Annotated in this window: 22 protein-coding genes and 1 riboswitch; of the genes, 1 reads left to right on the forward strand and 21 read right to left on the reverse strand. The window is 42.3% G+C overall.

The annotated features are described in order from the left end of the window. Positions 1–118: 118 nt before the first annotated feature. The 7 genes from MPH60_RS19495 to secA form a co-directional block, all read right to left on the reverse strand. Entirely contained in the window at positions 119–1,516 is a 1,398-nt protein-coding gene (locus MPH60_RS19495; RefSeq protein ID WP_241593093.1) for a murein hydrolase activator EnvC family protein, read from the reverse strand. Positions 1,517–1,610: 94 nt separating this feature from the next. Next, the gene (ftsX, locus tag MPH60_RS19500) at positions 1,611–2,504 is read right to left on the reverse strand and encodes a permease-like cell division protein FtsX (RefSeq protein ID WP_241593091.1); all 894 of its coding nucleotides are present in this window, start codon (positions 2,502–2,504) and stop codon (positions 1,611–1,613) included. Beyond that, positions 2,494–3,180: a cell division ATP-binding protein FtsE gene (ftsE, locus tag MPH60_RS19505; protein WP_241593083.1), complete on the reverse strand. Its 687-nt coding sequence runs from the start codon at positions 3,178–3,180 to the stop codon at positions 2,494–2,496. The genes ftsX and ftsE overlap by 11 nt, the downstream gene beginning before the upstream one ends. A 292-nt stretch (positions 3,181–3,472) precedes the next feature. Beyond that, entirely contained in the window at positions 3,473–3,814 is a 342-nt protein-coding gene (gene cccB / locus MPH60_RS19510) for a cytochrome c551 (protein ID WP_241593081.1), read from the reverse strand. A 49-nt stretch (positions 3,815–3,863) separates the two neighbouring features. Then, positions 3,864–4,727 (reverse strand): YitT family protein, encoded by an 864-nt coding sequence (locus tag MPH60_RS19515; protein WP_241593079.1) that lies wholly within the window; start codon positions 4,725–4,727, stop codon positions 3,864–3,866. Between the two features lie 156 nt (positions 4,728–4,883). Then, a protein-coding gene (gene prfB / locus MPH60_RS19520) for a peptide chain release factor 2 (RefSeq protein WP_241593077.1) occupies positions 4,884–5,982 on the reverse strand; the annotation gives its coding sequence in 2 pieces (ribosomal slippage) (positions 4,884–5,918 and positions 5,920–5,982; 1,098 coding nt in all). Positions 5,983–6,151: 169 nt separating this feature from the next. Then, positions 6,152–8,665, reverse strand: a complete 2,514-nt coding sequence (secA, locus tag MPH60_RS19525; RefSeq protein WP_241593075.1) for a preprotein translocase subunit SecA — start codon at positions 8,663–8,665, stop codon at positions 6,152–6,154. A gap of 416 nt (positions 8,666–9,081) precedes the next feature. Here secA and MPH60_RS19530 point away from each other — a divergent pair, with 416 nt between their 5' ends. Then, positions 9,082–9,405, forward strand: a complete 324-nt coding sequence (locus MPH60_RS19530) for a helix-turn-helix domain-containing protein (protein WP_063233922.1) — start codon at positions 9,082–9,084, stop codon at positions 9,403–9,405. 149 nt (positions 9,406–9,554) lie between these two features. Here MPH60_RS19530 and MPH60_RS19535 read toward each other — a convergent pair whose 3' ends face one another. The 14 genes from MPH60_RS19535 to flgK all read right to left on the reverse strand — a co-directional run bounded on the left by MPH60_RS19535 (position 9,555) and on the right by flgK (position 19,796). Next, entirely contained in the window at positions 9,555–9,695 is a 141-nt protein-coding gene (locus tag MPH60_RS19535) for an anti-repressor SinI family protein (protein ID WP_241593066.1), read from the reverse strand. A 31-nt stretch (positions 9,696–9,726) separates the two neighbouring features. Continuing rightward, a riboswitch (cyclic di-GMP riboswitch) is annotated at positions 9,727–9,812 on the reverse strand. Between the two features lie 151 nt (positions 9,813–9,963). After that, positions 9,964–10,164, reverse strand: coding sequence for a hypothetical protein (locus MPH60_RS19540; RefSeq protein ID WP_241593064.1), 201 nt, complete (start codon positions 10,162–10,164; stop codon positions 9,964–9,966). 297 nt (positions 10,165–10,461) lie between these two features. Then, positions 10,462–11,019 carry a ribosome hibernation-promoting factor, HPF/YfiA family gene (hpf, locus tag MPH60_RS19545; protein WP_241593062.1) on the reverse strand — a complete coding sequence of 186 codons (558 nt, stop codon included), beginning with the start codon at positions 11,017–11,019 and terminating at the stop codon, positions 10,462–10,464. A gap of 252 nt (positions 11,020–11,271) precedes the next feature. After that, positions 11,272–11,616, reverse strand: a complete 345-nt coding sequence (locus tag MPH60_RS19550) for a flagellar protein FliT (RefSeq protein ID WP_241593060.1) — start codon at positions 11,614–11,616, stop codon at positions 11,272–11,274. Continuing rightward, positions 11,616–12,017, reverse strand: coding sequence for a flagellar export chaperone FliS (gene fliS, locus MPH60_RS19555; protein ID WP_241593057.1), 402 nt, complete (start codon positions 12,015–12,017; stop codon positions 11,616–11,618). The genes MPH60_RS19550 and fliS overlap by 1 nt, the downstream gene beginning before the upstream one ends. Before the next feature lie 24 nt (positions 12,018–12,041). Further along, positions 12,042–13,553, reverse strand: coding sequence for a flagellar hook-associated protein 2 (locus MPH60_RS19560; RefSeq protein WP_241593056.1), 1,512 nt, complete (start codon positions 13,551–13,553; stop codon positions 12,042–12,044). A 14-nt stretch (positions 13,554–13,567) separates the two neighbouring features. Next, complete coding sequence (flaG, locus tag MPH60_RS19565; RefSeq protein WP_241593054.1) at positions 13,568–13,930, reverse strand: flagellar protein FlaG; 363 nt, start codon at positions 13,928–13,930, stop codon at positions 13,568–13,570. A 388-nt stretch (positions 13,931–14,318) separates the two neighbouring features. Next, positions 14,319–14,513: a hypothetical protein gene (locus MPH60_RS19570; RefSeq protein ID WP_241593052.1), complete on the reverse strand. Its 195-nt coding sequence runs from the start codon at positions 14,511–14,513 to the stop codon at positions 14,319–14,321. An 87-nt stretch (positions 14,514–14,600) separates the two neighbouring features. Further along, the gene (locus MPH60_RS19575; protein ID WP_241593050.1) at positions 14,601–15,896 is read right to left on the reverse strand and encodes a flagellin N-terminal helical domain-containing protein; all 1,296 of its coding nucleotides are present in this window, start codon (positions 15,894–15,896) and stop codon (positions 14,601–14,603) included. A 138-nt stretch (positions 15,897–16,034) separates the two neighbouring features. Further along, entirely contained in the window at positions 16,035–16,268 is a 234-nt protein-coding gene (gene csrA, locus MPH60_RS19580; RefSeq protein ID WP_241593048.1) for a carbon storage regulator CsrA, read from the reverse strand. Beyond that, complete coding sequence (fliW, locus tag MPH60_RS19585) at positions 16,268–16,711, reverse strand: flagellar assembly protein FliW (protein WP_241593046.1); 444 nt, start codon at positions 16,709–16,711, stop codon at positions 16,268–16,270. The genes csrA and fliW overlap by 1 nt, the downstream gene beginning before the upstream one ends. An 8-nt stretch (positions 16,712–16,719) precedes the next feature. Further along, positions 16,720–17,301, reverse strand: coding sequence for a DUF6470 family protein (locus tag MPH60_RS19590; protein WP_336275672.1), 582 nt, complete (start codon positions 17,299–17,301; stop codon positions 16,720–16,722). A gap of 41 nt (positions 17,302–17,342) precedes the next feature. Further along, complete coding sequence (flgL, locus tag MPH60_RS19595) at positions 17,343–18,221, reverse strand: flagellar hook-associated protein FlgL (RefSeq protein WP_241593044.1); 879 nt, start codon at positions 18,219–18,221, stop codon at positions 17,343–17,345. Between the two features lie 15 nt (positions 18,222–18,236). Continuing rightward, entirely contained in the window at positions 18,237–19,796 is a 1,560-nt protein-coding gene (gene flgK, locus MPH60_RS19600; RefSeq protein ID WP_241593042.1) for a flagellar hook-associated protein FlgK, read from the reverse strand. Positions 19,797–19,812: the final 16 nt, after the last annotated feature.

Consider the following 19,812-nt stretch of genomic DNA (forward strand, 5'->3'; position numbering starts at 1 on the left):
ATATGTATTTCACTATATGAGGAGCTTGGAAGAAATATGCTTATAGAATATGGTGGCACTACCAAAAAAACAGACCAGGAATTGTACCTGATCTGTTTTTCCGTTCATATATTGGGTATTAATTAGGTATATAGTTTAATGGATTAACAGCATTTGACTTGCTATAATTCCATGCGCCTTTATGTAGCTCAAAGTGTAAATGCTGACCGAAGGAATGTCCTGTGTTACCCATGATTCCAACCTGTTGACCTTTGGCAACTACAGCACCTTCGCCAACTTGTCTAGAACTTAAGTGTGCATACACAGTAGTCCATTGCTGACCGCCGATTGAATGGGTAACGAAGACGACGTTACCGTATGAACTTGAGAAGTAAGAACGGCTTACGACTCCGTCTGCTGCAGCTACAACTGGAACCGTCCCGCTAGCAGCGATGTCGATGCCTGCATGCTGTTTATTCCATCGTTCACCCATTGTTGAAGATACATATCCTGCACTTGGTCTAGTGAAAGTACCCGATGATACTGCTGGCGCTGGCGCCTGACTTACATTAGACGAAGGTTGTGAAGATGATGATGAACTGTTGCTTTTTGCACTATATCCTGAAGAAGTGGATTGTTTTTTTGATTCGGATGCTTGTGATGCTGCTGATGCTGCTTGTGCAGCCGCTTGTGCAGCTTCTTGCTCTGCACGTTTTTTCGCTTCGGCTGCCGCTTTTTTACGAGCTGCTTCCAATTCGGCTAGACGTTGATGCTCTAAGCTGATGGCAGATTTGATGGCTTTTTCTTGAGCAGCAAGATTCGCTTTTTCTTCCTCTAGACCCATCTTCTCATGTTCATGCTTTGCAGTTTGTTGCTTTAATTTCTTAACTAAAGCATCCTTTTCTTGCTTCTGCTGTTTTTGTTGCTTTTGAATTTCCAATAGTTCAGCTTTTGCCACTTCTAAACTGGCAAGCTTCGTTTCAACGGCATTTTGCTTTTCTTCCAGATCCTTTTTATCCAGCTCATGCTCCTTTAAAATATCGCGGTCAGCTTCAGCGATGGTCGCTACAGCTCCGACACGGTCAACTAAATCCCCAAAACTGGATGATCCGAATAATACTTCAAGATAGTTCACGTCCCCGCCAGTCTCCTGGAAAGAAAGTGCCCTTTCCTTCAATACTTCATTACGTTTGGCGATCCGCTCTTTTAATACTTTAATCTCTTCTTTCAATGCCTCGATTTCTTTTTTCGTTTGTGTAATTTCAGCATTTTTAGCATCGATTTTTTTTGTGGACTCTGCAATTTTCGCTTCAATGGCAGCGATTTGGTCTTCTGCTGTCATTTGCTTATCCTGCAAGTTATCGATTTTCTTTTCCGTGTCGGAAATATTCGATTCAACACCCGAACGTTTTTCCTGGATGGATTCTTTCTGTTTTTCTAAGTCCGAAATCGATTCAGCATAAACCGAAGGTGCCGCTAGAATGCTTCCCAACCCGATCATGATGGAGGCATTCATGGCAATGATATTTTTTTTCACGTTTCATTTCCCCTTTCAACCCGTTACATCCGTGCCTTGTAACGTCTCTCTATTTATGTCTGTCTTCTTTTGGCTTTCGAGCAAAGATACACTTTTATACTTTCAAGAACTTCCTGACGGACATCAAGCTGCCCCATATGCCGATAACGGCTCCAATTACGATGAGGATGGCCGAAACTTGATAAATAAACGGATTTGCAGGCAGAAAATCGATGAATTTGAACGTAATCTGCGGTGCTGCATATTTATAAAGATTGTAGTAGAGTACTGCAATCAGACCTATTGGAATGATGGAACCGAGGACTCCCAACCATAGTCCCTCCAAGAAGAATGGCCAACGGATGAACGTATTCGTTGCTCCTACCAATCTCATGATCTCAATTTCTTTTCTTCTGGCTACAATGGTAATTTTAATCGTATTCGAAATCAGGAACATTGCAGTAAATAGTAATCCTACAATAAGAACGATCCCTATGTTTCTAGCAATATCAACAAAGCTGAATAGTTTCTCGACGTAGCCTTGTCCATATTTAACACTTTGGATATACTCCAGACCTTCGATTTCTTTTGCCACCTTGATGACATCTTGCGGAGATTTCGTTTTGATGACATAAACGTCCCTTAATGGGTTATCCTGTTCAAATGGTTTAAAAGCCTCGCCATTATCTCCTAAATCATCTATTAAATTCGTAAGCTCTTCATCTTTTGGAGAGAAAATCACTGATTCAATGCCGTTCATCTCCGTAATTTGCTTGCCGATAGTTTTTATATCGTCATCATTCGCCGCATTATCAATATGTGCGCGAACTTCGACATCCTTCTCCACATTTCCCGCGATATGATTTAAATTCATCATGAGCACTAAAAAGACGCCAACCAATGTCAAAGTGACCGTTACTGCACTGACTGAAGCAAATGTCATCCATCCATTACGGCCAATATTTTTAAAACTTTCACGGAAGTGACGGAGCAATGTTCTAAATTTCATATCCGTAATCACCTCGATGTTCATCACGTACTATTTTTCCACTTTCAATGGCAATGACACGTCGTTTAATATTGTTGACGATGTCCCTATTATGAGTGGCCATGACAAGTGTAGTTCCGCGTTTATTAATTTCTTCAAATATGTTCATGATTTCCCATGATGTTTCGGGATCAAGATTACCTGTAGGCTCGTCGGCTATGACTACCTTAGGGTCATTGACGATTGAACGGGCTATTGCAACCCTTTGCTGTTCTCCCCCAGATAACTCGGAAGGCAGCATTCTTGCTTTATGTTTAATGCCAACCAGATCAAGGACTTCCATGACTCTCTTTTTGATTTCTTCTGGATCCTTTTCAATAACTTCCATGGCAAAAGCAACATTTTCATATGCAGTGAATGTTTGAAGGAGTTTAAAATCTTGGAATACCATACCGATATTACGGCGGAATAGAGGAACTTTCGAATTACGGATACTTGGCAGGCTAAGGCCATTGACCAAGATATTACCGCTTGTAGGCTTTTCTTCCCTATACATCATTTTGATGAAGGTCGATTTTCCGGCACCGCTCGGACCCACTACATAAACGAACTCGCCTGGCTTTATTTTCACATTGATTCCATTAATGGCAATTACGCCATTTGGATATGTCTTTTTCACATCTATCATTTCTATCATTCTAAAACCACCTAATTTGCTTGGATTATCACTATGTATCAACAGCTATTCGACAATTTTCACTGAAATCTGACAGGAATCTCTCTTACTTGAGCACAGAAACATTATAACATCATATTTTGTCAAATTAAGCATAAAAAATATTACAGTTTCATTTCAGTTAGACATATATCAACATCTATGTAATAATTCCAGGATTTGATTGCTTGAAAAGGGGTAAAATGTGAGTTGTTTCGTGGTTTTAAAGGAGGCTAAATGAAACGCCCTGCTAAGCAGGACGTTTCTTTAATCATTATTTATGTTCAGCAAGCCATTCAGCGACCATGCTCGCTTCCTTGCCCTGGATTATACCTTTTGGCATTCCGCCTTGACCATTCGCAATGACTTTTTCGATGTCTGCTTTTGATAGCTTAGAACCGACCTTCGTTAAATTCGGTCCCACGCCGCCTTCAAGATTCACTGCATGACAACTTGAACATTTGTTTTCATAAATTTTTGCGGCATCACCGGCACCTGCCGTAGTCGTTTCATTATTTTCATTTGCAGGCTCTTTATCTGCAGCATCATCGTTCCCACCGCATGCAGCCAAAGCCAAAGAAGTACCCAAAACTAAGGCTAACCACTTCATTTTCATTGAATTTACCCCCTCTGATTTATACCAGCACAAGAACATTATACCAATTTCAATCCAGTTTAAAACCCTCCCCAAGTACCTCCGATGCATCCATTACAATTACAAACGCTTTAGGGTCAACGAGTTTAACCAATTGTTTCAATTTGGTGAATTCGGACTGGTCTATTACGCACATCAAAATTGGACGAGTGACATCCGTATAGCCGCCATACCCGGATATGCCTGTTACACCCCGGTCCAGCTCATGTATGATAGCATCCCTTACTTCCATTTCTTTATTCGTGATAATTAATGACATCTTCGAACGGTTCAATCCAATCTGGACGAGGTCGATCGTCTTGCTTGTCACATACAATCCAATCAATGCATAAAGCCCTTTTTCAATATCAAAAACGATGGCAGCACTTAAAACGATAATTCCATCAATAACAGCCACACAGGTTCCCAATGACAGATGGGTATACTTATGGAAAATCTGTGCCGCCAAATCGGTCCCCCCTGTGGAACCCTTCCCGCGAAAGACGATACCCAGCCCAAGTCCGACCATCATCCCCCCGCAAATCGAACCAAGTAATGCATCATTCGTCCATGCATCCCAATCCTTTGTCAGGAATACCACAAAAGGCAGAAACAAGGTTCCAATCAGGCTTTTGGCTCCGAAATGTCTTCCAAGGATAATAAGCCCCGCAATGAACAAAGGGATATTAAAACCCCAAAGTACGTAGGCTGGCTCCCAACCGAGTGTTGAATCGAGAATCGTACTAATCCCGCTGACCCCGCCAGATGCTACCTGGTTAGGCAGTAAGAATACATTAAAACCAATGGCAATTATGGATGAACCGACAATCACCAACCCATACTCCGTTAACTTTTGAATTAAAGGGTGCTTCTGCTCCCGGTATCTTTTCTTCATTTTACATAAGTCTCCTCGAACCATCATTATTATCTAGTATTGGCCGAACGAGGTAGAGCATCCCTTTCCCATCCTGTAAATGTCAGCCAGAAGATTCGTTAAAAAGGAAAAAACAAAAAAAAGCCGGACCGTAGAAACCGGTCCGACTGGCTGATCTTATAATTTTGAACGCAGGTACGCATCAATAAACATATCGATATCGCCATCCATTACAGCTCCCAAGTTTCCGGTCTCCGCACTAGTACGGTGATCTTTAACCATGGAATACGGGTGGAAAACATAAGAACGAATTTGGCTTCCCCAGCCAATTTCCTTTTGCTCACCACGGATTTCATCCAATTCCGCTTGTTGCTGCTCAATTTCACGTTGATACAATTTGGCTTTCAGCATATTCATTGCCTGGGCCTTGTTTTTGATTTGAGATCTCTCGTTTTGGCACGTTACCACGGTGTTCGTAGGTATATGGGTGATCCGGACTGCCGAGTCAGTTGTATTGATATGCTGACCACCTGCACCACTTGCCCGGTACGTATCTATTTTCAAATCTTCCGTGCGTACTTCTATATTGATCGTCTCATCGAATTCCGGCATGACTTCACATGAAACGAATGAAGTATGGCGTCGTCCTGAGGAATCGAAAGGAGAAATACGGACAAGACGGTGTACCCCTTTTTCCGCTTTCAAATAACCATAGGCGTTATGGCCTTTGAAAATTAAAGTGACACTCTTGATCCCAGCTTCATCACCTGGAAGGTAATCAAGGGTTTCCACTTTAAAGCCTCTTTTTTCACCCCATCTTGTATACATGCGCAGCAGCATGGAACCCCAATCCTGGGACTCCGTTCCGCCTGCACCAGGATGCAGTTCAAGAATGGCATTTTTCGAGTCATATTCTTCACTTAGCAAAAGTTGAAGTTCAAAGTCATTCATCTTTTGTGCAAGAACCGTGATCTCTTCTTCCAGCTCCGCTAAAAGTTCTTGATCATTCTCCTCTTTCACTAATTCATATGTCAAATCCAGATTTTCATAAGATTCATTCAGGTCGGACAATTGATTGACTTGTTCTTTTAAAGCATTCGTTTCATTGATGACAGTTTGTGCTTTTTGCTGATCATTCCAAAAATCGGGATGTGTCATCTCATTTTCTAGCTGTGCGATTCGTGCCTCTTTTTCATCTAAGTCAAAGAGACCCCCTAAAGTCCGTTAATCGTTGCGCTGTCCGTTCAAGTTCATTTCTAATTTCTGCTAATTCCATTTCTCTTCACCTCATTAAGTATGTTAAAAAAAATCCCTGAAGAGGGATTCCCTTCATTACAATAAACCTCTCCAAACTATATGCAAATGTATTGCTTTATGCAAACTAAACATGAAAAGAGGCGGCAAGCACTACACTTAACCGTCCCATAATCATTATACACCTAACTTTAGCCTAAATTGCCATGGCAATTCTTATATTTTTTACCGCTGCCGCATGGGCATAACGCGTTTCGGCCAACGTCTTCCTTTTTACGGGCAGGAGCTTTTTTCACTTTTCCCCCGTCTTCTTCCTTCGGATTGACCGCTTGTCCTTTTATGACTTCCTTACGTTCCAAATTGTTGCGGATTTCAGCCTTCATGATGTATTTTGCGACTTCATCTTCCATTGAAGCAATCATCGCTTCAAACATTGCGAAACCTTCTGATTGATATTCACGAAGCGGATCGATCTGGCCATAAGCACGAAGGTGAATCCCTTGGCGCAATTGCTCCATCGCATCAATATGGTCCATCCACTTACTATCGACTGCACGAAGAACGATTACTTTTTCGAATTCACGCATTTGTTCTTCAGATAGCTCTTCTTCTTTTTGGTCATAGCTTTCTTTCACTTTTGCTAAAATGAACTCAACCAATTCCGATTCATTTTTCCCTTCCAAATCAGCTACGGTGATTGAACCTTCATTGAATAGGTTACCATTCAGGTAATCGACAAGGCCCTGTAAATTCCAGCCTTCCTCATCGCCCATTGGTGCAAACGCGACAACATTTCGCTGGATGGATGCCGTGATCATCGTTTCAACGATTTCACGTAAGTTTTCACTCTCCATGACATCGAAACGCTGTTTATAAATAATTTCCCGTTGTTGACGGAGAACATCGTCATACTGCAGTAATTGCTTACGTGAATCGAAGTTATTGCCTTCGACCCGTTTCTGTGCGGATTCTACGGCCCTTGTCACCATTTTGCTTTGAATTGGCTGGGAATCATCCATACCAAGACGTGCCATCATGTTTTTCATGTTATCCGAACCGAAGCGGCGCATCAATTCATCTTCCATTGATAAATAGAATTGAGTGACCCCTGGATCTCCCTGACGACCGGACCGGCCACGGAGCTGGTTATCTATACGCCTGCTTTCATGACGTTCCGTACCGATTACAGCAAGGCCCCCAAGCTCCTTGACACCTTCACCAAGCTTAATGTCCGTACCGCGCCCTGCCATGTTCGTAGCGATCGTAACTGATCCTTGATTACCTGCATTCGCGATGATTTCCGCTTCACGCTCATGGTTCTTGGCATTCAAAACATCGTGAGGGATTCCTTTTTTGGATAAATAGGCAGATATGACTTCAGATGTTTCGATGGCAACCGTACCTACAAGCACAGGCTGACCCTTTGTATAACGTTCGGCGATGTCTTCCACAACAGCCTTGAATTTCCCATCAGTTGTCGCGTATATAAGATCTGCCCTGTCGTCCCTGATGATATTCCTGTTTGTCGGGATCGCAATGACATTCATATTATAAATATTGCGGAATTCTTCTTCTTCCGTTTTGGCTGTACCAGTCATACCTGAAAGTTTTTCATACATCCTGAAATAGTTCTGGAACGTGATCGTCGCAAGAGTCATGCTCTCATTTTGAATTTCAAGTCCTTCTTTCGCTTCGATCGCCTGGTGGAGACCTTCACTGTATCGGCGGCCTTTCATCAAACGGCCAGTGAATTGGTCAACGATGACTATCTCGCCTTCCTGGACCACATAATCCACATCCAAATGCATGGAAACATGCGCCTTTAACGCCTGATTGATATGATGATTCAAAGTAACGTGATTAATATCGAATAAATTATCGATATTGAACGCTTTTTCAGCTCGATTCATCCCATCTTCCGTCAGCTGGACACCTTTTGTCTTTTCATCATATGTGTAGTCCGTTTCTTTTTTTAAGGTTCTTACAAACGCATTGGCCTGGATATAAAGCTGAGCCGATTTTTGTGCCGAACCGGAAATGATCAATGGCGTTCTTGCCTCATCGATCAAAATCGAATCGACCTCATCAATGACAGCGAAGTGCAGCGGGCGTTGCACCATTTGTTCTTTATATAACACCATATTGTCACGAAGATAATCAAAACCTAACTCATTATTCGTACTGTACGTAATGTCCGCATTGTACGCCGCCTGCTTTTCTTCTTTAGAATGACTGTTCAAATTCAACCCGACGGTCAAACCAAGGAAGTCATACAATACACCCATCTCCGTGGCATCACGGTGTGCCAAGTACTCATTGACAGTAACGACATGTACACCTTTACCGGTAAGCGCGTTTAAATAAACCGGCATGGTGGATGTCAAGGTTTTACCTTCCCCAGTTTTCATCTCGGAGATATTTCCATCATGAAGGGATGCCCCACCCATGATTTGAACACGGTAAGGGTATAAGCCCAGAGCACGCTTTGCCCCTTCACGCGCAACCGCAAAAGCCTCAACAAGCAAATCATCAACGGTTTCCCCATTTTGATAACGCTCTTTAAACTCACCCGTTTTGGCACGCAACTGTTCATCCGATAACGCCGCCGTCTCATCAGCCAGCGCTTCGACCTGATCGGCGATTTTTTCCAAACGTTTGATTTCCCGCTTATTCGGATCAAAAACTTTATTTAATATATTAAGCATTCAATAACGCTCCTCTATTATGGTAATGATCGTTCAATGAAAAAATTCATATAAGTAAGAAGAAACACACTTCTATTATTACTAATGCACGCTTAATTTTACCACTTCTATCATAGAGGTACAACTTCATGTCACTTCCCTGGTATAGACCTCAATACAATTCTTGCGAAAAACAATGGATAAATGAGGAGTAAAACTGTTAAAATAGAAGGAAGTATAAAAAATATGTTGCAAACTCCCCACTATTCCATATGTAAATGAGAATTATCCATAACCTTCCATCACTAGATGCTTTGTGTCCTCTCTAGCGATAGCATGTCAAGGTAATCCAGCCTTTCAGGCGTCATGTTTATATAAGGCGGGCTACTGAAACTTATTAGCGGAAGATAAATAGAACATGTTTCGAGGTGGTATTGATGATTGGTGAACGTGTAAAAAAACTGCGAGAAGAAAAGAAAATGTCGATGACTGAACTTGCCGATAAAGCGGGTGTCGCAAAGTCTTATTTAAGTTCGCTCGAGCGGAACTTACAAACGAATCCTTCTATTCAATTTCTTGAAAAAATCTCCGCCGTACTTAACATTCCTGTTGATGCCCTGCTTTATGATGCACCAAATAAGGAAACCTTGGACACCGACTGGATGAAAATCGTTGAGGAAGCCATGAATTCGGGTGTTTCAAAACAACAATTCAGGGAATTCATCGAGTTTAATAAATGGAGAAAAGATAAAGAAGAGTAGAGTGGTAGTGCACTAGTTTACCTACATAATCCTGAAGAATACAGTTTGAATAAGCTAGACTTGTTAGAATCTCAAGGAGGAATAAACCCTATAAACAGCTAATGAATCGAATGACTGTTTATAGGGATGTTCTCAATCTTGATCGAAAGCTATTTTCCATTGTTCTCCTCTAATGTTACCTCAAGGCTTTCCCGTTTAAAAAAAGCACTGATTTCCTCTTTTTTGAAACCCAAGCTCCTTGCTTCTGAAATCAATTTCACCCATTCTTGATCCATTTCCACATTAGCCACCTCTTCTACCTCCTAAAATACTCTTTGTATTTCAGGCAGACCAGCCATCATAGTCTCGGGGACCTTAGACCTGTGCCTTTGCGCCCTCATCTTTCAATAAGTTTGCCTTTGTCGTGGTATTTATTACCAAATACATTACTTATAATCATATTATAACGGATACCCACTCCATATATTGCTATTTTATGTCGGTAATCTACCAAAATGCAAAAACTTTTATCCGACAAAATATTACAATATTAAGAAAATTCTAATTGTGGATGATTTTTTAGTTCCTTTCCTTTTTTATATAATAGTAAATATTGCTCTTCTTAATATTCCGTTGCTGTGTATTAATTCTCTCCATTGTAAGTGCATCCAAGGCTTTTTGTGCAGTTAAATCCTCACCGCAGGTCGGGCAAAGCCACTTTCCATATTCCGCACTGCTAAAAGAAGCCCTATGGCAAGTATGGCAATTCTTTCGATACAAGTAATCCAACCCCTCTGCACCTTCATCAAATTGTTTTTTATAAAAAACCAGATGTTCTTTTTAAAGAACCTATAATTTGAGTATAGTGCAAAAGAAAGGGGTTGTTAAATAGGTAAAACTGACTATTTATCTTAATAAAGAACAAATATCGTTCTTTAAAAAGGATTCCTCATTGATATGGATTCTTTAGAGTACAAAAGAAGCAATCATTTTTTCCTTTTCAAACGAATTCTATCAACAGGCATTAAAAAAGCACAACCCAAAGACTGGGCTGTGCTTGTGATCTTAAAATAATAATTAACTAGGTTCAATCAATCCATAGCGTCCATCTTTTCGGCGGTACACTACGTTCGTTGTATTAGTATCCGCATTCGTGTAAACGAAGAAACTGTGACCAAGCATATTCATTTGTAAAATCGCTTCTTCACTGTCCATCGGCTTTAAATCAAAGCGCTTATTACGGACCACTTCAATATCATTATCGTCTTCGAATTCATCCACCACTTCATCAACTTCCGTATTGAAGCCGAATGCATCTGGTGCAGCCGATAGATTATTCCGGAACTTACGATTGACCTTCGTTTTATGTTTACGAATTTGGCGTTCAAGCTTATCATTGATCAAGTCAATGGCAGCATACATATCCGCATTTTCCTCTTCAGCACGAAGAACCAAATTCTGCATGGGAATCGTCACTTCGACCTTTGATGTATTATTGTTCACTTTTAAGTTCACTAACACATTTGCATCTGGTGTATTGTTAAAATATCGTTCTAACTTGCCAATTTTCTTTTCGACGTATTCTCGAATTGCTGGAGTTACCTCAATGTTTTCACCGCGTACGTTGTAATTCATAAAGTGAGTCCTCCTTAAATTAAGACTATACAGTTAGATTCTACAATACCCCTCCGGTTCCTTTTAGAAACACATCATGAAATATGTCGAAATAATGAAACAATTGTCGGAAGGTTTGGAAAGGGTTGATGTCTGCCCTAGCTTCATTATATCAAATGCTATGCTAGAAAGAAAAAATTAAGCCTATTTTATTTACAGAAAATTTAAAAATAATTAACATAAAAACCGTTTGGAATCCAAACGGTTGGGTAATCAATTTCTTTTATCGTAAAACATACCATCCACTGATAGACTTTCATACGGGTTCGTGTATTTATTGGATGATTTTTTCTTCTTATTTATTTCCTGGATATCCCGCTGAATCTCCTGCTTTTGGAGCTTCAGCAAGTGATCGACCTTTTGGTTGAGCAACAGTGCTGCACGTCCCAGCTGCTGCTCTTCAGCAGTAAAAGGGGGCTTGATTTGAGAAAGAAGTCCATCCCGCTGATCGATCAGCTTTGTGATCCTTTCTATTTTATCATCACGCTCTATGATCGTGTGATCTTCCAGAACGGCAAGCAATTCAACAGTCAAATCATGAAAGGTCCTAATCACCATTACACTTGACCGCTTTGGGTAAATTGTTTTTTCCGATTGATTTGAATTACTTCCTTCCAAGTATTCCGGAACTCCGTAACAAGGCCCTCCACTTCTTCCAAGGCAGAAACATCATTTTTCATATTCGCTTCGATCAGACGCCGGTTCATGAAATCATACAGACTCATCATATCTTTGGATACATCCGCATCCATATCCAGCGTCACCATCAATTCGCGGATAATATTCTGCGCCTTGATGATGTTCGTATTCTTCGCTTCGATATTTCCTGCTTCAATGGCCTTCTTCCCAAGCATGATGAACTTCAAACAGCCATTATAAAGCATTAATGTAAGCTCTCCCGGGGATGCTGTATTGACTGAATTTTGCTGATACGATTGATATGGATTATTTATTGCCATATTTAACTTCCTTTCCGACTAACCTTAACTAAAATAAGAAGCTAACGATGCACTTTGGCTGTTTGCCTTTTGAATCGCTTTTTCCATCGCCGTGAACTGATTGTAATAGCGCGATTCCAATTTCGTTAACTTTGCTTCAAATGTTGAAATCTTCTTATCCAGCCCATCAACCAATTTTCCGATTGTAAAATTGTTATTGACATAGCCGGCCTTTCCGGCCTTTTCAGTAATCGCCTTCATGGATGATTCTATATCATCCCTTAACCGGCGCGCGAGGCCCTTGTCGCTCTTTTCCGAACCATTGGCCATGAACATATCATAAATCGCATTGGGATCCTCACTAATGGCTGCCCTAAGCTTGTCCTCATCAATCGTTAATTTACCGCCCTCGAGGTAATTCTTGGTCGTGGTGATCCCCAAGCTGCTGAGATTGTTTTTTCCTGTGATCCCATCCACCGAGGTGTATAGGGATGACCTCATTGTAGTCAGGAGACTTTTTAACGTCGAATCGCTTTTTAACGTTCCGCTCTTCGCCTTCTCTTCCCAAAGCTTCACTTCATCCTCTGTCATTGCCTTCTTTTGCTCAGAGGTAAGCGGGGTAAAGGATCGATATTTCGCTTCACCCGTTTTATCTTGGACCTTTTTAATGACTTCATTGTATTTATTCACAAACTGTGTGATCGTGTCCAGGATGGCGTCCACATCAGCTGTTGAAGAGAAAGTGACGGTATCCATCGTTTTTTGCTTCACCGTTATTTCCGCTCCATTAATCTGAAACGTATTCGAGGGCCGGGAAATGTCCAGTCCATTATAAACAATCGACGCATTTTCCCCTTTCGAGCCGCCAGTTCCTTCATTGTTACTGCTCATTTTTAACATATTGAAAAAATCCCCGGTGCCTCCTAATTCAATTTCAGCTCGATCCTTAACATCACCTGTATTTTTAGCAGTGATGGAAAACTGCTGGGACGTTTCATCGAAAAATAGAGTCACTCCCGAGTTTGCATTAATTTTATTTATGACACTCTCTAACGTATCGTCCGCATTAAGGGTAAGCGTATACGGTTTTTCCACTGTTGCTCCATCTTTTACTTCCGTATCAAAACCGCCATCTTTATTGATGGCCAGTATCGTAATATCCTGAGGTGTCGTGATTCCCAATTCCGATAATTTCTTTTTAGGGTCAGTAACAGCTGATTTTTCCGTACTTTTCATGGTTGCTGCTTTGGCAAGCCCATTCACTTGTACATTCCCGGAAAAATCACTGGTCGAATTCACATTTCTCACTGATACAGCATCTGGATTCGATACCGACACCTTCTTTTTAATAAAGGAAGACTGCTTCCCAATTCCATCACGAATGAGCGTATCCAATTCTGATAAAGACGTATTGATCGAGCGGTAATCATCCCGCTGCCACTCGGAATACTGCTTTTTCTGTGTTAATTTATCCAATGGCACCCGTTCTGCCTGCATCATGCTCTTAACTAATTCATCAATGTCCATCCCGCTTGCTAAACCACTGATTCGTACCAAAATTGATCACCCGCTTATATTTTTTCATCCACCATTATGCCGACAAACTCCGTCATTGCCGCATAGAAATCCAATAGCTTCTTAGGTGGAATTTCCCTGATCGTCTCATCCGTCACGTCATCCACTACCTTGACATAATACTCATTCAGCTTCTCATGATATTCAAATCTAACCGCCGTATGTGTCGGATTCAGGAATGTGTTCAAACTATCCACCATTTCCTGCACCTTTTCTTTTGAAGGCACATCAGTAGATTCCACACTTTGCTCCGAATAGGCTAGCGTATTCATTTCCCGCTGATAATATGAACTGATTCCATCCGAGATTGCTGTTCTAAGCTGTGAGGAAAGAATATTCGTGGACAAACTCTCCAGCATCTAAATAGCCCCCAATATGAATTCTTTACTTTTTATATCGGTAATTAAGATTTTATATTTAGTCACTCTTGGATTTTGGTTGCACCTGCAGACATTCATTAAAGATCCTTTGCTATAAAAGAGATTCTACTAAAAAAACTCCAGAAAAATATCTAGAGTCTCAGTTGTTTTAGGCTTTTAAATTTTGACCGTTGATTTCCACTCCAGGCACTCGCTTTCCGCGGGCAGTCCGGGAGCCTCCTCGGCGCCTTTGCGCCTGCGGGGTCTCCCTTGGACTCGCATTCCCGCAGGAGTCTCGCACCTTCCGTTCCAATCAACTTTGTTTAAACATTTAGTTTGGACTTCTCTTTTTATTCAAATGAATGAACACACTAGGGATCGATATATCTCATCCGGCTTGTGATTGATAGCTGTATTCACCAGTCATTTCACCATACACAGTAATCACATCTTCATCTACGTATTCTGTGGTAACACCATACCCAATGAAGATAATATCATTAGGATTGTAGCCATAAGATTCCTTGGTGACATAACGAATGTCCCTACTTTTTAAAGGGCAGTAATCTCTTTTTTTATACATGTTGTGTTCCTTACACCCCTCAATCAGTACAAAAAAAAGAGCCTGACACAAAGTGTCAGACCCTTTATTGTTAAGCTAACTCTTCAATTAACGAAGTAACTGAAGAACGCCCTGCGGTTGCTGGTTGGCTTGAGCTAGCATTGCTTGAGATGCTTGCGCCAAGATAGAGTTTTTAGTTTGCTCCATCATTGTCTTAGCCATATCTGTATCACGAACACGCGATTCAGCAGCTGTCAGGTTTTCAGAAGAAGTACCTAAGTTGTTGATCGTGTGCTCTAAACGGTTTTGGTTAGCACCTAGTTTAGAACGTTCAGCTGATACTTTATCAATCGCTGTTTGGATTTTTGTGATGGCAGCTGATGCGTTTTTAGCATTAGAAACATCCAGGCCTGATTCCACACCTGTAGAATCTGTACCATTGCTTACATTTGTACCAGCTGTGAAGCCTGTACCTGTACCAGTCAATCCAAGAGCACTTGCACGCATGTCACCAATTTCAAGTGTCAGGCTTTGGTTTTCGTTTGCACCGATTTGGAATTGAAGACCTGACCCAGCTGCAACTTCTTCAGTAGCAAGAACTGCGGCTGCCCCACCTGTAAAATCTTTTTCACCAGCAACTGCTTGTGCCGCACCATTTTTTCCAGCTGCAACTGTAACGGACACTAAATCTTTAGTGTCATTATTGCCTTCGATAAGAGCTTTAATATCATCCGCAGAGACGGCCAATGGATCGTCACTACCGTCTGTCCCTAGAGTAACGGTGATTTTATTTCCAGAAAGCGCTACTGAGCTAGCTGTACTAGTTCCACTACCTTGAACGATTTCAACAGAGTAATCATTTCCATCAGCTCCAGCTGCATCTCCGTCCGCCTTCGCTGTGAATGTTAAATCCCCAACTGTTACTTTTGAAGATACAGAAGGCTTTAACTCATCTCCAACAGCGATTGCTGCAGTTGCTGAATCCTTAGAACCATTCAATAGTTTCTGAGTATTGAATTCAGTCGTGTTACCGATACGGTTGATTTCAGATGTTAATGAATCCATTTCCTTCTGGATTTCTCCACGGTCACTAGTTGTATTAGTATCCGTTGATGCTTGTGTAGCAAGTTCACGCATACGTTGAAGGATGTCAGTTGTTTCGTTCAATGCACCTTCAGCCGTTTGGATCAAAGAGATGGCATCTTGTGAGTTACGGGAAGCTTGGTCCAATCCGCGGATTTGTCCACGCATTTTTTCAGAGATTGCAAGACCGGCTGCGTCATCGCCTGCACGGTTGATGCGCATACCTGAAGCTAGTTTCTCCATTGATTTGGATTGTGCATTCGTTGCACTTGATAATTGGCGGTGCGTGTTTAAAGCTGAGATATTGTGATTGATAATCATTTATGTTTCCTCCTTGAGTCTTTAGTCCCCACGTCCATGTGGTTGTTTACGATGGGCAGTGAATAAGTCGGCCGCCTATTTCACTGCCCATCGTTGTATACTTAATATCGACCTGCTTGGAAACATATTTAGCGGATTTTACGATTTTTTCTGGAAATACTCATTTATGCCTTCCAGAAAATTGGTTTCTGTTTTGGAGGCTTTTCTATTTTCCTGCTGGATGGATAAGTAGATTTCCTTCCTATGGATATAGACGTTTTTCGGGGCATTGATCCCCAGTTTGATCTGTTCCCCCTCGACGGACAGGATCGTAATTTCGATATCATCGCCAATCATGATCGCTTCATTTGGTTTTCTGGTCAAAACGAGCATCATTTTCCCCCCTGTTCTGCTGGAGGTTCAAACAGTTTGTGCTTTGTACGGTATTCACTGGCATTTATGATGAATTGCTTTCCGACTTTTTTAGGGCCGTTTATGATGATGGGTGCCTGGAGATTCGCCGTCGTTTCATTAAAAGGGTCCTGAATCGTTAAGATGACGAAAGTAATCACTTCCAGTTCCGTTTCTATTTGTAAAGAAGATAATACCTCTTCCGTAAGCTTCACTTCGTAATCATGAAACACTTCAAAAGGATCGGTCACAATGAAGGCAAGCTCTTTTGTTTCCGTCGATTGCAGGACGAAAAATGGCGTGTCATCCAAAGCTAGCAAGCAAAACCGTTTTTCTTCTAAAAATCCTGGTATCCCGCTTTCAAATACATAAATCTCTTTCTCTGCCAATTCGATTTCGCCATGAAACTTTGTTTGTAGAATCATCTATGTTTTCACTTCCCTATCTCATCTGGATATAAATTGATGAAATCTATATCCAGCGCATTTTTTTGTAGAATTTCGACATCAACACTGCCTGGTGTGTATGTATGATTCACCCTATTGATTTGAGCATCAATGATCGGTTTTTGGGCGGTTGCTTCAATCTTCACTTCCGCTGGCTGGTAGTCAAGCTTCACGCTGAATGGAGAGGGAATCCAGCCGAGATTGAAGCTCTTCTCTGGTCCTTTGCTGTTTTGCCTGGCCTGTTCAGCGAGTGGATTACCGCCTTTTTCAATATGCCTTAGCTCAGTTCCCTGCTGGGCACGTCTTGCCATACCCGCCAGCCAATCCTGATATCCCTGCTGCGCAAATTCATCAACTCTTACTGAGAGGCTTTTCAAATCCATGTCTTCCCTTGCTTTTGACTGATCGATCGTCAGCTTGCCTCGGGTCGTTTGAATCTCGAGGATCGCTTGCGGCTGTTGAATGGATTGGACCGCAGCCTTCTGTTCGATTTGCTGTACAGGCTGTTCTATATTCACTCCAATCGTCATTGGGGTGGATTGCAATCTAATTTGCGGAATCTGCATCATCAACACTCCTTATAGAAAAAAGCTATCCATTTAAGAATAGCTTAGCGAAGAAAATCCAATAAACTCGGCTGCATGATTTTTGCGCCGATACTTAAAGCAGCACTATGGACACTTTCCTGGGTCGTCAAATCCATGATTGCCTTTTCGATATCGACATCCTCATTTTTCGAAAGGATTTCAGTGGCAAAAACCTCCTGCTGCTTGAGGCGGTCCGTCATCAGCTCAATCCGATTTTGCCTTGCGCCAACCTGTGCCTGCATGCCTAAGAACGTATTTATCGTTGCATCAAGTCCTTCCAGTGTGCCGCTCACGTCCCCGCCGTTTTCGAGTGCCTCGATTGCCTTGTCGATGCTTCCCCCGGCAGCGAGTGCATCACCAAATATCTTGGAACCGTCCGTATTGATTTTAAGGGAAATCCCCGAAAACACTTCAAGGTTTATGTCCCCTGTGCCATACACGGTATTTCCATTCCCGTCTTTAACGGACGAAGGCCTTACATTGGTATCCTGGCCGTTGAAAATATACTTCCCGCCGATCTGTGTGTCGCCAAGGGTTATGAGATGTTCTTTTAATTGTTTAATTTCTTCAGTAATCGTTTTAAGCTGTTCCCCTTCATACGTGCCATTGCTGCCTTGAACGGTTAATTCACGAATCCGCTGCATGGCGGAAACACTTTCAGTAATGGCATCATCCGTGCTGTCGATCCAATTGGTCGCCTCGGCAATGTTACTTTGATACTGCCCTATTTGATTGAGGTTTGTCCTGTACCCCATCCCCATCATGGCCGCAACAGGGTTATCGGATGGCTTGGAGAACTTCTTTTGAGAAGAAACCTGATCTTGCAGCTTGGACATCTTTTCGTAACTGCTGCTTAAATTGCTCAGCATATTATTGGTTAGCATCGATTGCGTTACCCGCATATTCGTCTCCTCCTATCATCGGCCTACTGTACCCATTCCGTTTATGATTTTATCGAGCATTTCATCCATCATCGTCATCATTCTTGCGGATGCATTGTATGCCTGCTGGAATTTGATCATGTCCGTCATTTCTTCATCAAGGGATACGGAACTGACAGACTCCCTATTTTGATTGACCGAGGCAGCAAGCACGACAGAGTTGGAAAGGTTCTTTTGGGCGCTTTGGGAATCCACACCAAGCTTTCCGATGATACCGGAATAATAAGTGTCGAAGCTTCCCGTCAATTCATCGGAGTTTTGGCCTTTAGTCGAGTACTCACTGAACGCCTTCTTTTTAAGGTCAGCCAGGAGTTTCGCGTTTTCATTATCACCGGATGCCCCTCCGCTTTTACCGCCTGCGGCAATTTTTGTGGGGTCCTTAACGATTTCACCATTCACCCTTATGCTTTGGGCGGCACTTTTACCAGGTTCAAGTTCAAAGAAGTTCAATTGGGAAGTGCTGTCATCACCTAGGGCATACCCTTGTTTATGGATGGCATTGAACTCATTCACAAAAGCCGTCGTCATATTATCGAGCTTTTTCAGCATATCAGGATAAGCGCCGCCGATCGTGCCATCAGCCTTCTTATAGCCGAAGCTGTTGATCAGACCGGACAGTTCTCCGGAGAAATTGTAATCCGTCAATGTTTTCGAACCAAACTTCAATCCGTCCACCATACCTGTCGTTTTATCATGGCTGACTTCAACTTTCGAAGTTCCCACCATCCCTGTTTGGTTAACACTGACTAGATTGATGGGCGGCACAAAAGACGAACCGTCTTCTTGCATCAATTCGATGTTGTATAGCCCCGTGGCCACATCGCTGGCTCTGCCGTAATCCGTCGGAATGACATTATTCACCTTAATGCTGACAAGCTGTGAGAGATTGTCCACGAGTACATCACGTTTATCGTAAAGGTCATTGGGAATATAACCATGAGGCTCCACTTTGCTGATCTGTTGGTTAAGCTGATCAATACTGCTGATGAGCGTATTGATTTCGTTCGCTTTGACGTTTATCTGATTGCCGATATCCGTTTGAACGTTCGTAAGCGAGTTGTAGTAGTAGTTCAGGGTATCCGCGACCATGACGCCCGTCGAGGCAACCACCTCACGCGCCCCGGAGTTTTCCGTATTGGCCGTCAGCCCCTGCAGCGAATTCCAGAACTTCTCCATCGTGGCCGCTAATCCGCTGTCTGTCGGCTCGTTCATGACGCCTTCCATTTTCGTCAGGGATTCGCTCATGGCCCCGTAATAACCGATTTTATTGCTTTGTGTCCTGTATTGTGCGTCCAGGAAACTGTCCCGGATCCGCTGAACCGTTTCAGCAGCCACCCCTGTCCCGATTTGGCCGGCAACGCGCGGGCTGTTCAAACCGACAGTAGGAAAGCCCGACGTCTGGACCAGGTTGACCCGCTGTCTTGAATATCCTAATGTATTGGCATTGGCCACGTTATTTCCTGTTGTATACAAGGCCCCTTGAGAGGTGGATAATCCGCGTTTGGCAGTCTCAAGTCCCATAAAGGTTGAAATCATTTGCTCGCACCTCCAT

The sequence above is a fragment of the Peribacillus sp. Aquil_B1 genome, from assembly GCF_022603275.1.
GTDB lineage: Bacteria > Bacillota > Bacilli > Bacillales > DSM-1321 > Peribacillus.

Excerpts from the sequence above, each read along its gene's own strand:
- MPH60_RS19575 (WP_241593050.1), bottom strand. The coding sequence starts at position 15,896 with ATGATTATCAATCACAATATCTCAGCTTTAAACACGCACCGCCAATTA.
- fliW (WP_241593046.1), bottom strand. The coding sequence starts at position 16,711 with ATGATTCTACAAACAAAGTTTCATGGCGAAATCGAATTGGCAGAGAAA.
- flgK (WP_241593042.1), bottom strand. The coding sequence starts at position 19,796 with ATGATTTCAACCTTTATGGGACTTGAGACTGCCAAACGCGGATTATCC.
- hpf (WP_241593062.1), bottom strand. The coding sequence starts at position 11,019 with ATGAATTACAACGTACGCGGTGAAAACATTGAGGTAACTCCAGCAATT.
- MPH60_RS19550 (WP_241593060.1), bottom strand. The coding sequence starts at position 11,616 with ATGGTGATTAGGACCTTTCATGATTTGACTGTTGAATTGCTTGCCGTT.
- MPH60_RS19530 (WP_063233922.1), top strand. The coding sequence starts at position 9,082 with ATGATTGGTGAACGTGTAAAAAAACTGCGAGAAGAAAAGAAAATGTCG.
- flaG (WP_241593054.1), bottom strand. The coding sequence starts at position 13,930 with ATGCTGGAGAGTTTGTCCACGAATATTCTTTCCTCACAGCTTAGAACA.
- flgL (WP_241593044.1), bottom strand. The coding sequence starts at position 18,221 with ATGCGGGTAACGCAATCGATGCTAACCAATAATATGCTGAGCAATTTA.
- fliS (WP_241593057.1), bottom strand. The coding sequence starts at position 12,017 with ATGGCAATAAATAATCCATATCAATCGTATCAGCAAAATTCAGTCAAT.
- ftsX (WP_241593091.1), bottom strand. The coding sequence starts at position 2,504 with ATGAAATTTAGAACATTGCTCCGTCACTTCCGTGAAAGTTTTAAAAAT.
- ftsE (WP_241593083.1), bottom strand. The coding sequence starts at position 3,180 with ATGATAGAAATGATAGATGTGAAAAAGACATATCCAAATGGCGTAATT.
- secA (WP_241593075.1), bottom strand. The coding sequence starts at position 8,665 with ATGCTTAATATATTAAATAAAGTTTTTGATCCGAATAAGCGGGAAATC.
- MPH60_RS19570 (WP_241593052.1), bottom strand. The coding sequence starts at position 14,513 with ATGTATAAAAAAAGAGATTACTGCCCTTTAAAAAGTAGGGACATTCGT.
- csrA (WP_241593048.1), bottom strand. The coding sequence starts at position 16,268 with ATGCTCGTTTTGACCAGAAAACCAAATGAAGCGATCATGATTGGCGAT.
- MPH60_RS19515 (WP_241593079.1), bottom strand. The coding sequence starts at position 4,727 with ATGAAGAAAAGATACCGGGAGCAGAAGCACCCTTTAATTCAAAAGTTA.
- cccB (WP_241593081.1), bottom strand. The coding sequence starts at position 3,814 with ATGAAAATGAAGTGGTTAGCCTTAGTTTTGGGTACTTCTTTGGCTTTG.
- MPH60_RS19590 (WP_336275672.1), bottom strand. The coding sequence starts at position 17,301 with ATGATGCAGATTCCGCAAATTAGATTGCAATCCACCCCAATGACGATT.